10 protein-coding genes are annotated in these 12,287 nt (G+C 62.2%); 3 read left to right on the plus strand and 7 right to left on the minus strand.

Annotated elements, in window-relative coordinates; all coding sequences use genetic code 11:
• Window positions 1-18: 18 nt before the first annotated feature.
• Window positions 19-2,349 carry a xanthine dehydrogenase family protein molybdopterin-binding subunit gene (locus FHW64_RS04665; RefSeq protein WP_184523501.1) on the minus strand — a complete coding sequence of 777 codons (2,331 nt, stop codon included), beginning with the start codon at window positions 2,347-2,349 and terminating at the stop codon, window positions 19-21.
• A gap of 117 nt (window positions 2,350-2,466) precedes the next feature.
• Here FHW64_RS04665 and aat point away from each other — a divergent pair, with 117 nt between their 5' ends.
• From aat to FHW64_RS04680, 3 genes are read left to right on the plus strand one after another with little or no spacing between them, the layout of a single operon-like run.
• Window positions 2,467-3,219 carry a leucyl/phenylalanyl-tRNA--protein transferase gene (gene aat / locus FHW64_RS04670; protein ID WP_184523503.1) on the plus strand — a complete coding sequence of 251 codons (753 nt, stop codon included), beginning with the start codon at window positions 2,467-2,469 and terminating at the stop codon, window positions 3,217-3,219.
• Window positions 3,216-3,968 (plus strand): arginyltransferase, encoded by a 753-nt coding sequence (locus tag FHW64_RS04675; RefSeq protein WP_184523505.1) that lies wholly within the window; start codon window positions 3,216-3,218, stop codon window positions 3,966-3,968. Before aat ends, FHW64_RS04675 begins: the two co-directional genes overlap by 4 nt.
• A gap of 30 nt (window positions 3,969-3,998) precedes the next feature.
• Window positions 3,999-4,793, plus strand: a complete 795-nt coding sequence (locus FHW64_RS04680) for an IclR family transcriptional regulator (RefSeq protein ID WP_184523507.1) — start codon at window positions 3,999-4,001, stop codon at window positions 4,791-4,793.
• A 57-nt stretch (window positions 4,794-4,850) separates the two neighbouring features.
• Here FHW64_RS04680 and FHW64_RS04685 read toward each other — a convergent pair whose 3' ends face one another.
• The 6 genes from FHW64_RS04685 to ilvN all read right to left on the minus strand — a co-directional run bounded on the left by FHW64_RS04685 (window position 4,851) and on the right by ilvN (window position 12,178).
• Complete coding sequence (locus FHW64_RS04685; protein ID WP_184524263.1) at window positions 4,851-6,020, minus strand: serine hydrolase; 1,170 nt, start codon at window positions 6,018-6,020, stop codon at window positions 4,851-4,853.
• Between the two features lie 114 nt (window positions 6,021-6,134).
• Window positions 6,135-7,673: a 2-isopropylmalate synthase gene (locus FHW64_RS04690; protein WP_184523509.1), complete on the minus strand. Its 1,539-nt coding sequence runs from the start codon at window positions 7,671-7,673 to the stop codon at window positions 6,135-6,137.
• Window positions 7,674-7,755: 82 nt separating this feature from the next.
• Window positions 7,756-9,459, minus strand: coding sequence for a 2-isopropylmalate synthase (gene leuA / locus FHW64_RS04695; protein WP_184523511.1), 1,704 nt, complete (start codon window positions 9,457-9,459; stop codon window positions 7,756-7,758).
• A gap of 179 nt (window positions 9,460-9,638) precedes the next feature.
• Window positions 9,639-10,463, minus strand: a complete 825-nt coding sequence (gene pssA / locus FHW64_RS04700) for a CDP-diacylglycerol--serine O-phosphatidyltransferase (RefSeq protein ID WP_184523513.1) — start codon at window positions 10,461-10,463, stop codon at window positions 9,639-9,641.
• Between the two features lie 162 nt (window positions 10,464-10,625).
• Window positions 10,626-11,642, minus strand: a complete 1,017-nt coding sequence (ilvC, locus tag FHW64_RS04705; protein WP_184523515.1) for a ketol-acid reductoisomerase — start codon at window positions 11,640-11,642, stop codon at window positions 10,626-10,628.
• A gap of 44 nt (window positions 11,643-11,686) precedes the next feature.
• Entirely contained in the window at window positions 11,687-12,178 is a 492-nt protein-coding gene (gene ilvN, locus FHW64_RS04710; RefSeq protein ID WP_076998466.1) for an acetolactate synthase small subunit, read from the minus strand.
• Window positions 12,179-12,287: the final 109 nt, after the last annotated feature.

The following is a 12,287-nucleotide window of genomic DNA, read 5'->3' on the forward strand; positions in this document are numbered from 1 at the left end:
GGAAGCGGGCCGGCGCCTTCAGGCGGCCGAGGTCATCAGCTGCCAGAGCCGGTCCGGCGTGAGCGGCATGTCCAGACGCGGCGCAAGCTTCGGCATCCCATTGCGCGCCAGTGCGTCGGCCACGGCGTTCACGATCGCCGGCGTGGCGCCGATGGTGCCCAGCTCGCCCACGCCTTTCACCCCGAGCGGGTTGTTCTTGCAGGGCGTCGATTCATCCATTTCCATGTGGAACATGGTGGCGATGATGTCCGCACGCGGCGCGGCGTAGTCCATCAGGCTGCCGGTCAGGGGCTGACCGGTCTGCGGGTCGTAGACGACCTGCTCGCAGAGCGCCTGCCCGATACCCTGCACCGCGCCGCCCTCGAGCTGACCACGCACGATCAACGGGTTGACCACGCGGCCAACGTCGTTGACGGATGCATAGGTCATCACACCCACGTCGCCTGTTGCCGGATCGACCTCCACCTCCGTGATGTGACAGCCGTTCGGCCATGTGGGACCGGACACCGTGCTGGTCGAATCCACGAAGATTTCCTGGTCGGGCTGGCGGCTTGCCAGTGTGAAGAGATCGAGCTGAAGATCGGTGCCCGCGACCTTGAAAAGACCTGCGGCGTACTGGACATCCGCCGGCGAAACCTCGAACTCGCTCGCCGCAAGCTCCTTGGCCTTTTCGATGGTCCGCTCGGCGCCGATCCGCACCGCCGAACCACCGGTGAAGAGCGATCGCGAGCCTGCGCTTCCGAAGCCGTCGCCCCGATCGGTGTCCCCTAGGACGATGCGGACCTTTTCGATCGGAACACCGAACGCATCGACCACCAGTTGTGCGAGCGTCGTCGCGATGCCCTGCCCCATGGCATTCACCGCCGAGTACACCTCGATGACGCCATCGGCCTGGACAGCCACTGTCACCCGCTCCTCGAAAACATTGCCACCCGTCCATTCGAGAAACGTCGCAATGCCGAGGCCACGCATCCGGCCCGCACGCTTTGACTCGGCGGCGCGCGACTCGAAGCCACCCCAGTCGGCGAGCTTGAGCGCCTGATTCATGACCGACTCGAACTGGCCGGTGTCATACGTCTGATGCATCGGATTCGTGTACGGCATCTGCTCGGGGCGGATGAAATTCCGTCGGCGCAGCTCGACGCGGTCGATGCCGGTCTGGCGCGCCGCCTCGTCCATCAGCCGCTCCATGTTGTAGATCGCCTCGGGACGTCCGGCACCGCGGTAGGCGCCGGTGGGTGCCGTGTTGGTCAGCACCGCCTTGAAATGGAAATCGATGGTCTGGATGTCGTAGACGCTGGTCTGGACCCATGGCCCGATGAGAAGCTGGATCGCCACCCCGGTCCCCGTCGCGTACGCACCGACATTCGCATGCGTTTTGATGCGCAGACCGAGGATCTTTCCGTCGGCGTCGAGCGCCAGTTCGGCGTGCGCCTCGATATCACGGCCATGCGACGTGGAGAGGAATTCCTCGCTCCGATCAGCAATCCATTTGACCGCCCGCTTCAGGGTGTGCGCCGCGAAAGCCACTGCGATGTCTTCCGGGTAGGCGCCGGTCTTCATGCCGAAGCCACCGCCGACATCGCCAACGACCACCCGAACCTTTTCCTTCGGCAAACCGATTGCTGCGCACACGGAGTCGCGGACGCCTGAAGGCATCTGGGTGCTCATCCGGATGGTGACGCGGTCCGAGGCGGCATCGAAGTTCGCAAGCACCGAACGCGGCTCGATGGTGAGAGCGACGACGCGCTGGTTGACCACATCGAGCGCGACCACATGGCTCGCCTTCGCAAAGGCCTGGGCGGTGGCCTCCGCACTACCGTGCCTCATTTCGGCAGCGATGTTGCCCGTCGCGGCTTCGAAGACGAGCGGTGCACCGTCTGCCGTGGCACCGGCGATGTCGACGACCATCGGCAGCTCCGCGTAGTCGACCATCACTGCCTCGGCGGCGTCACGTGCCTGCTGCGCCGACTCGGCGACCACGATCGCCACCGGCTCGCCAACGAAACGCACCGTGTCGAGAGCCAGCGTATGGCGCTCGGGCGTCGCGCAATCCGAGCCGTCGGCGCGCTTGAACGCAGCTGCACCGGGCATCGGCTTGACGCCTGCGGCTACCAGGTCCGCGCCGGTGAAGACACCGAGCACGCCAGGCATCGCTGCCGCGGAATCGCGGTCGATCGAGACCAGCTTTGCGTGGGGATAAGGCGACCGAACGAAGGTGAGCCAGGCCTGGCCCGGCACCGAGACATCGTCGGTATAGCGGCCGGCGCCGGCCAGCAGGGCTTCGTCCTCGAGTCGCTTGACTGCCTGACCGCTTCCGAAGCGCGTGGGGTTCGATTCAGTTGTCACCGTCGTCCTTTGTATTGGGTCGTAGGAATTTGTCGGGGGCCACGAACGACTATAGGGTCTTCGGGTACTTTCGGCTCAACGCCCCCCGCCCGCTTCAAAGCGTGCAAATATTCCATCATGCAACTTCCGTGGCTTGAGCCCAATGACCCGCTTCCCGATGCCGCCATGGCGTGGGGGGAAGCCGATCCCGTCCCGGGCCTCCTGGCAGCCGGCGGAGCGCTCGACGTCGCCAACCTGCTGCAGGCCTACGCCAACGGAATCTTTCCCTGGTTCAGCGAAGGCCAGCCGATCCTCTGGTGGAGTCCAGACCCGCGCATGGTGCTCGAAGTCGGGCGATTTCGCTTGCATCGCTCGCTGCGCAAGACGCTCGCCCGTTTTGTCGCCGACGAGCGCTGCGAAATCCGGATAGACCATGAATTCGAAACGGTGATTTCGCACTGCTCGCAATCGCCTCGCCCGGGCCAGAACGGCACCTGGATCCTGCCCGACATGGTGCGCGCCTACACCGCACTTCATCGCGCTGGCCATGCCCACAGCGTCGAAACCTGGGTCGACGGTGAACTCGTCGGCGGCCTCTATTGCGTCGCCATCGGGCGCGCAGTCTTCGGCGAATCGATGTTTGCGCGGCAGACGGATGCCTCCAAGATTGCGCTGTCGGCACTGGTCTGCTTCTGCTTGCGACACGGAATTTCGATGATCGATTGCCAACAGAACACTGCCCATCTCGCCAGTCTCGGTGCCCGCGAAATGCCGCGAGCCGACTTCGTGTCGCACGTGACCCACGCCCGCTCAATGGCCGCCCCTGCCTGGCGCTTCGAGCCCGTATACTGGGATCAACTCCTGTCCGCGCGAACTTTCTTGAAGACGTGACGCACCTCAAGGACCTCCCGCTCCACACGCTGCAGTTCTACGCGACGGCACCTTACCCGTGCAGCTATCTGCCTGACCGGCAGGCGCGATCCCAGGTCGCCACGCCGAGCCACCTCATCCACAACGACGCCTACTCGGACTTGGTGCTGAGCGGGTTCCGCCGCAGCGGCATGTTCACTTACCGGCCGTATTGCGATGGCTGCAATGCATGCGTTCCGCTCCGGGTGCTGGTCAACGGATTCGCCCCCAGCCGGAGTCAGCGCCGCGCACTAACGCGGCATTCGGATCTCCAGGCGCGGGTGCTCAAGCTCTGCTTCGTGCCCGAGCACTACCAGCTCTACCTGCGCTACCAGAACGGCCGGCATTCGGGTGGTGGCATGGACCACGACAGCATCGACCAATACACACAGTTCCTGCTGCAAAGCCGCGTCAACTCACGGTTGGTGGAGTTTCGCGAAACACGGCCCGATGGCAGCGCCGGCGCACTCAAGATGGTTTCGATCCTCGACGTCCTCAATGACGGACTGTCCGCGGTCTACACCTTCTATGAGCCGGAGACCGGAGCGAGCTATGGCAACTACAGCGTGCTCTGGCAGATCGAGCAGGCCCGCAAACTCGGGCTGCCTCACGTGTACCTGGGCTACTGGATCGAAGGCAGCGCCAAGATGAACTACAAGGCGCGCTACGTGCCGCATGAAGTGCTTCTCAATGGTCAATGGCAGTTACCAATCGACCATTTCACCAAGTAAAATCGCGACCGGCCTCGAACCGTGTTGCAAATGAAAAAGCTCCAATCTGACGCTCCCGCTACGCCCGTGATCCAGGTCATCGAGCGCATGTTCGCGCTCATCGACGTGCTCGCGTCGCGTGAAGAAGCGATTTCGCTCAAGGAGATCAGCGAGAAGACGGGGCTGCACCCGTCCACCACTCACCGCATCCTGAACGATCTGGCAGTCGGCCGTTTCGTCGATCGTCCGGAAGCCGGAAGCTACCGACTCGGCATGCGGCTCCTTGAACTCGGCAATCTCGTGAAAGGCCGACTCAACGTCCGCGATGCGGCCATGGCTCCGATGCGCGAGCTTCACAAGCTCACGCAGCAGCCGGTAAACCTCAGCATGCGGCAAGGCGATGAGATCGTCTATATCGAGCGCGCCTACAGCGAGCGCTCCGGCATGCAGGTCGTCCGCGCGATCGGTGGACGTGCACCGTTGCATCTGACTTCGACCGGCAAACTCTTCCTCGCGGTGGACGAACCCCAGCGCGTACGCAGCTATGCGACCCGGACCGGTCTCGCCGGCCACACGCGAAACAGCATCACGCAGCTGCCCATTCTTGAACGCGAGTTGTCAAAAGCGCGCCAGTACGGCATCGCACGAGACAACGAGGAACTCGAACTCGGCGTTCGTTGCATGGCTGCGGGAATCTATGACGACCAGGGAAAGTTGGTCGCCGGACTCTCGATCTCGGCCCCTGCGGACCGACTGGACGACGGCTGGCTGCCGAAGTTGCAGGCCACGGCAAACGAGATTTCCAGCGCGCTGGGCTACAAGGCGAGCCCGGCCAGTTCGGCCTGAAAGCAAAAGGGCCGCCATCCGGATGGATGAAGCGGCCCAGTCTGGGGTCGAGTGGGATCAGGTCGCGTTGCTCGACGCCACGTGCTGTTGTGCAGCCTTGTTGATCATGTGATTGGCTTCCACCCAGCGGCGAACGCGCTCGGCGTCACCGATGCGGCTCAGCTTTCCTGCCGAATCGAGGAACACCATGATCAGCTTGCGGCCTGCAATCTTGGCCTGCATCACCAGGCACTGGCCTGCTTCAGTGATGTAGCCGGTCTTCTGCACGCCGATGTCCCAATCAGGGTTCTTGACGAGCCGGTTGGTCGTGTTGAACTGAAGCACGCGATTGCCGACTTCGACTTGATACTCCGGCGACGTCGAAAGCTGACGCACGGTAGCGTCCGAATAGGCGGCGTTCACGAGCAGCGCGAGATCCTGTGCGCTCGACTGGTTACGGCTCGACAGGCCCGTTGGCTCGACGTATCGCGTGTCCTTCATGCCGAGCATCTTCGCCTTCGCGTTCATGACGCTCACAAAGGTCTCCAGACCTCCCGGATAGGTGCGGCCAAGCGCATGCGCTGCCCGGTTTTCGCTGGACATCAGCGCCAGATGAAGGAGCTCGCCGCGCGGCAGAGTCGTCCCGACGCTCAGGCGCGAACCGCTTCGCTTCTCGGTGTCGACGTCATCCTGAGTGATGGTGATCAGTTCGTCGGAAGGCAACTGGGCTTCGCTGATGAGCAGGCCCGTCATCAGCTTGGTCAACGATGCGATGGGAAGGACGGCGTGGTCGTTCTTGCTCAGGAGGACTTCATGAGTGTCCTGATCGATGACCAGCGCGACACTGGACTTCAGATCCAGGGCATCCGGCGTCTGGTGCAGGCCGGCCAACTGGCCGAACGACAGACGCGCCGGTTCTGCAACACGCACAACCGATCGGCGTTGCACCGCCACGACAGTCCGACCGTTCTTCTGACGAACCGACGCAACTACATTCCGGCCGCCGCTGACGACTTTCTCGTCTTTGTCCGCGCCGGCCTTCCGCTTGGAAGACGCGGTCTCACGAGTCGGCACCGATGCGGTTTTGCGTTTGCTGTCGGCGGTGGCCGTCTTCTTGGTTGCCGGTCCCTTCTTTTCGGCTTGGGCGGCAGGCAACAAAAACGCCGTGGCGCACAGCGCGACGGCGAGCATGCGAAACGCGGGAAGGAACCGCTGGCTTGAAACTCGATTGGAACGGGCTTCGGGCATTAAAAACTCTCCAGCGGACGATAAGTTTCCGCAGTGTATCGAAATCAAAAAAGACACGCAATATCAGTTACTTGCATCCTTTTCTTCATTCGAAAACAAGGAGCACTTTAATATTCAACCTTGTGCCGCCACTCTCTCAGCTTGGCTCTGTAACTTGTTGAGCGCACTCAAATAAGCCTTGGCCGACGCCACCACGATATCGGGGTCCGCCCCGACACCGTTCACGACCCGGCCCGCATTTTGCAGACGCACGGTCACTTCCCCCTGACTTTCAGTCGATCCGCTGATCGCATTGACCGAATACAGCACCATCTCGGCTCCACTCTTGACGTGCGCCTCGATCGCTTTCAGCGAAGCATCGACCGGACCATTGCCGTCCGACTCCCCGGTGACCTCCTTGCCGTTCACGGTGAACACGATGCGGGCCTGGGGCCGCTCACCTGTTTCACTATGTTGCGACAGGGAAACAAAACCAAACTGTTCCCCAACGTGCGAGAGCTCCTCGTCGCTGACCAGCGCGAGGATGTCTTCGTCAAAAATTTCACTTTTGCGATCGGCGAGCTCCTTGAAGCGCGAAAACGCTGCGTTGACGTCCGCTTCGGACTCCATGGTCACGCCCAGTTCCTGGAGACGCTGCTTGAATGCGTTGCGTCCGCTGAGCTTGCCGAGCACGATCTTGTTGGCGGTCCAGCCGACGTCCTCGGCTCGCATGATCTCGTAGGTGTCACGCGCCTTGAGGACGCCGTCCTGGTGGATGCCCGAAGCGTGCGCGAAGGCGTTGGCCCCGACGACCGCCTTGTTCGGCTGCACGACGAAACCGGTCGTCTGGCTGACCATGCGGCTCGCAGCCACGATATGGCGGGTGTCGATACCCAGATCCAGCCCGAAATAGTCCTTGCGGGTCTTCACCGCCATCACGATTTCTTCGAGCGAGCAGTTGCCGGCGCGCTCGCCGAGGCCGTTGATCGTGCATTCGACCTGGCGGGCACCGCCGATCTTCACACCGGCGAGCGAGTTGGCGACCGCCATGCCCAGGTCGTTGTGGCAGTGGACGGACCAGATCGCCTTGTCGCTGTTCGGAATGCGCTCACGCAGCGTCTTGATGAAATTGCCGTAGAGCTCCGGGATCGCATAGCCAACGGTGTCGGGAACATTGATCGTCGTGGCGCCCTCATTGATGACCGCCTCCAGCACCCGGCAGAGGAAGTCCGGGTCGCTTCGATAACCGTCCTCGGGGCTGAACTCAACATCGGCAACCAGATTGCGCGCAAAGCGCACCGAAAGCTTCGCCTGCTCGAACACCTCGTCGGGTGTCATTCGGAGCTTCTTCTCCATATGCAGCGGTGACGTTGCGATGAAGGTGTGAATCCGGCCGTGCACCGCTCCCTTGAGCGCTTCCGCAGCTCGCGAGATGTCGCGGTCATTGGCGCGCGACAGGCCGCATACGGTCGACTCCTTGATCGCGCTGGCGATGGCGGCCACCGCATCGAAGTCGCCGTTCGAGCTGGCGGGAAACCCGGCCTCGATCACGTCGACCCGGAGGCGCTCGAGCTGGCGCGCGATGCGCAGCTTCTCGTCCTTGGTCATGGAAGCGCCGGGCGACTGCTCGCCGTCGCGCAAGGTGGTGTCGAAAATGATCAGTTTGTCGGCCATCGTGGATCTCCTTTGTTCCATGTCATGGCCCGGCAGTGCGTGCACTGCCGGGCGAAGGCCGCGCCGCGGCCCTTCCGCCGGTTCAGGCGGTTTCAGCTACGGATTGTGCGCTGGCTGCGGGCTGCGTCCGAGCCCTCGTCAATCCCGAAACGATTGCCTTCAACGAGGCCGAGATGATGTTTGCATCCATCCCGACGCCGAAGAGGGTCTTCGACTCGTCGACGCGCAGCTCGAGGTAGGCGACCGCCTGGGCGTCGGCGCCGGAGCCGATCGCGTGCTGGTGGTAGTCGATGACGCGGATCGAGTGCCCGGTGGCTTCCGCCAGCGCATGAATGAACGCGTCGATCGGTCCGTTGCCACGGCCTTCGACTCGAAGCACTTTGCCTTCCCAAGGCAAGTCTGCCCGCAGGATCACGGAGGCGTCGGCTCCCTCGCCCTGCTCTTCGAGCACGCGGTGCTGCGGGCCGGCTGCATCGCGAATACGGTATTCACCTTCGAAGAGGGCCCAGAGATCGGCAGCCGTGAGCTCCTTGCCAGCCACGTCCATCACTCGCTGGACGATCTGGCTGAACTCCATCTGCAGGCGCCGGGGCAGTTCGAGGCCATATTCGCTCTCGAGGAGGTACGAGATGCCGCCCTTACCCGACTGGCTGTTGACGCGAATCACCGCCTCGTAGCTCCGACCGACATCCTTTGGGTCGATCGGCAGATAGGGCATGTCCCAGATGTCGCCATCCTTGCGCGCGCCGAATGCCTTCTTGATCGCATCCTGGTGTGAGCCCGAGAAGGAGGTGTAGACCAGATCGCCCACGTAGGGATGACGCGGATGCACCGGCAACTGATTGCAGTGCTCCACGGTGGCACGGATCTCATCGATGTTCGAGAAATCAAGCTCCGGGGACACGCCCTGCGTGTAGAGGTTGAGCGCGACGTTCACGAGGTCGAGATTGCCCGTGCGCTCGCCATTGCCGAACAAGCAGCCTTCGATCCGATCGGCGCCGGCCATGAGGGCGAATTCGCCTGCAGCGGTGCCGGTGCCGCGATCGTTGTGCGGATGGACCGACAGGACGATCGCCTCGCGGCGCGCGAGATTGCGATGCATCCACTCGATCATGTCCGCGAAGATGTTCGGGGTCGAATGCTCGACAGTCGACGGCAGATTGACGATGCACTTCCTCTGCGGCGTCGGTGCCCACACTTCCGTGACTGCGTCGACCACGCGCTTGGAGAACGCGAGGTCCGTGCCCGAGAACATTTCAGGCGAGTACTGGAAGGTCCATTGCGTATTCGGCTGCTTTGCAGCGAATTCATTGAACATCCGCGCATGCGTCGTCGCCAGTTCGACGATCTCGTCCTCGTCCATTCCGAGCACCACGCGGCGCATGATCGGCGCCACGGCGTTGTACAGATGGACAATCGCGCGCGGCGCGCCCTGCAAGGCTTCGAAGGTGCGCTCGATCAGATGGTCGCGAGCCTGTGTGAGCACCTGGATCGTCACATCGTCCGGAATGCGATCTTCCTCGATGAGTTTGCGCACGAAATCGAACTCGATCTGCGAAGCAGAGGGAAAGCCAACCTCGATTTCCTTGAAGCCGATCTCAACCAGCATCTCGAACATCCGCATCTTGCGGGCGATGTCCATGGGCTCCACCAACGCCTGATTGCCGTCTCGCAGATCGGTCGACAGCCAGATCGGGGCCTTGGTCAGCACGGCATCGGGCCAGGTGCGATCTTTGAGGCCGACCGGCGCGAAGGCACGGTACTTGAGGTTGGGTTGCTTCAACATCTGATATTTCTCGCTGTGGTTGGATCAACCAGCAACCCCAAAAACAAACGGCCCGTTGCTGGTGCGAACGGGCCGTTGTGAGGAATTTGCGTGCGCGCTAACTACTCCGCCCGTAGGGGATCAGTAGTAGGGCCAGCGAAATCTTGTGCATAGGAGGCTGGAATGTAGCACAGCCGCGATTACTTGTGCAGCCCGCGTTCATCGGGCTCATCGGTCGAGATGCTGATGACGCTCACTTGCTGGCCTTTCGCCTTGCGCCAGCCGTACACGACATACCCGCTCAGTCCATAGGCCACGAACATGCCGAACAGAACCGTCGGCGGATGGATGTTCACGATGGCAATGCCCAACGCGATCAGAACGATCACGGCGAAGGGCACGCTCTTCTTCATCTGCACATCCTTGAAGCTGTAGAAAGGTGCGTTGGTCACCATCGAAAGCCCCGCGTAGAGTGTGAAGCCGAAAGTGACCCAGGTGATCTGCTGCCAGGACAAATAGAGCACTTCACCACCGCGCTTGCCCCATTCGGTCACCAGCCAGATGAACCCGGCAACCAGTGCTGCAGCAGCAGGCGAAGGCAAACCCTGGAACCAGCGCTTGTCGACAACACCCGTGTTGACGTTGAACCGGGCGAGTCGCAATGCGGCGCAAGCGCAGTAGACGAAGGCGGCGATCCATCCCCAGCGACCCAACCCCTTCAACGACCACTCGTAGGCGATCAATGCCGGCGCTGCGCCGAACGACACCATGTCCGACAGGGAATCCATCTGCTCGCCGAAAGCACTCTGCGTGTTGGTGAGTCGGGCGACCCGGCCATCGAGGCTGTCGAGAATCATCGCTGCGAAGACACCCAGCGCGGCCAGATCGAATCGCGCATTCATCGCCATCACGATGGCGTAGAACCCCCCGAACAAGGCCGCAAGCGTGAACAGGTTCGGCAGGATGTAGATACCCTTCCGGCGCTTCTTGGGCGCCAGCTCGTCGGGCATCGTGTCGTCATGCATGCAGCCGGCCTCCAGCGCACGCCGCCGCGGCGCAAATGACTGTCGGATTCAGGACTAGTGAGGGGGTCGATCGCATCGGTCGCAGTGTAGTTCAGGCGCCATGGCGCCCAGAAAGAAAAGGGCCACCGAATGGTGGCCCTGAACATGCCGGAAAGATCCCGATCAGTTGCGGGTCTGGTCGACCAGCTTGTTCTTCTTGATCCAGGGCATCATCGCGCGAAGCTTCTCACCGACCACTTCGATCTGGTGCTCGGCGTTGAGGCGGCGGCGGCTGATGAGCGTCGGTGCGCCAGCTGCGTTTTCCAGCACGAAGCTCTTCGCGTATTCGCCGGTCTGGATGTCGTTCAGAACCTGCTTCATGACCTTCTTGGTTTCTTCGGTCACGACACGCGGCCCCGTCACATACTCGCCGTACTCGGCGTTGTTCGAGATCGAGTAGTTCATGTTGGCGATACCGCCTTCATAGATCAGGTCGACGATCAGCTTCAGCTCGTGCAGGCACTCGAAGTAGGCCATTTCGGGTGCGTAGCCGGCTTCGACCAGCGTCTCGAAACCAGCCTTGATCAGCTCGACCGTGCCACCGCACAGAACAGCCTGCTCGCCGAACAGGTCGGTTTCGGTTTCTTCGCGGAAGTTGGTCTCGATGATGCCGGCCTTGCCGCCGCCATTGGCGGTGGCGTACGACAGCGCCAGGTCGCGCGCCTTGCCGCTGCGATCGGCGTGAACGGCGATCAGGTGCGGCACGCCGCCACCTTGCGCGTAGGTGCTGCGCACGGTGTGGCCAGGAGCCTTGGGCGCGACCATCCACACGTCGAGATCGGCGCGCGGCTGAACGAAACCGTAGTGCACGTTGAAGCCGTGCGCGAAGACGAGCGAAGCGCCTTCCTTGATGTGAGGAGCGACGTCGTTCTTGTAGACGTTGGCGATCTGCTCGTCTGGCAGCAGGATCATGACCACGTCAGCGGACTTCACGGCTTCAGCGACTTCAGCCACCTTGAGACCGGCCTTTTCGACCTTCGACCACGACGCGCCACCCTTGCGCAGACCGACGACGACCTTCACGCCGCTGTCGTTCAGGTTCTGTGCATGCGCGTGACCCTGGCTGCCGTAGCCGATGATTGCAACCGTCTTGCCCTTGATCAGGCTGAGATCAGCGTCCTTGTCGTAGTAGACCTTCATGAGATTTCTCCTTCGTTGATTCGGTGGATGTGGAACGGTGGTTGTCAGACGCGCAGGATGCGCTCGCCGCGGCCAATGCCGCTGGCGCCGGTGCGGACGGTTTCTAGGATCGCGCCGCGATCGATGGCCTCGAGGAAAGCGTCGTTCTTTCCGTGATCGCCGGTGAGCTCGATGGTGTAGCTCTTGTCGGTCACGTCGATGATGCGGCCGCGGAAAATCTCGGCCATGCGCATCATCTCCTCGCGCTCCTTGCCGACGGCGCGAACCTTCACCATCATGAGCTCGCGCTCGGTGTAGGCCCCTTCGGTGAGATCGACGACCTTGACGACTTCGATCAGGCGGTTGAGATGCTTCGTGATTTGCTCGATGACGTCGTCCGAACCGGCCGTGACGATGGTCATCCGCGAGAGGCTCGGGTCCTCAGTGGGTGCGACGGTGAGCGATTCGATGTTGTAGCCGCGGGCGGAAAACAACCCGACGACGCGGGAAAGTGCGCCGGGCTCGTTCTCGAGCAGCACGGCAATGATGTGTTTCATGGCGATGGGACTCCTCTTTTCGCCGCCCTCCCCCGCGCACGGTAATGCGCGGGCTTGGCGGGCAATAGATTCGTCTGAAGTTTGAGTGAAACAACCCGGTCCTCCGACC

The organism is Variovorax sp. Sphag1AA (genome assembly GCF_014192575.1).
Classification (GTDB): Bacteria; Pseudomonadota; Gammaproteobacteria; order Burkholderiales; family Burkholderiaceae_C; genus Variovorax.

What these genes read in the sequence shown, in the direction of transcription:
- aat (WP_184523503.1), top strand. Translation starts at nt 2,467, where the DNA reads ATGCAACTTCCGTGGCTTGAGCCCAATGACCCGCTTCCCGATGCCGCC.
- FHW64_RS04680 (WP_184523507.1), top strand. Translation starts at nt 3,999, where the DNA reads ATGAAAAAGCTCCAATCTGACGCTCCCGCTACGCCCGTGATCCAGGTC.
- FHW64_RS04685 (WP_184524263.1), bottom strand. Translation starts at nt 6,020, where the DNA reads ATGCCCGAAGCCCGTTCCAATCGAGTTTCAAGCCAGCGGTTCCTTCCC.
- FHW64_RS04690 (WP_184523509.1), bottom strand. Translation starts at nt 7,673, where the DNA reads ATGGCCGACAAACTGATCATTTTCGACACCACCTTGCGCGACGGCGAG.
- leuA (WP_184523511.1), bottom strand. Translation starts at nt 9,459, where the DNA reads ATGTTGAAGCAACCCAACCTCAAGTACCGTGCCTTCGCGCCGGTCGGC.
- pssA (WP_184523513.1), bottom strand. Translation starts at nt 10,463, where the DNA reads ATGCATGACGACACGATGCCCGACGAGCTGGCGCCCAAGAAGCGCCGG.
- ilvC (WP_184523515.1), bottom strand. Translation starts at nt 11,642, where the DNA reads ATGAAGGTCTACTACGACAAGGACGCTGATCTCAGCCTGATCAAGGGC.
- ilvN (WP_076998466.1), bottom strand. Translation starts at nt 12,178, where the DNA reads ATGAAACACATCATTGCCGTGCTGCTCGAGAACGAGCCCGGCGCACTT.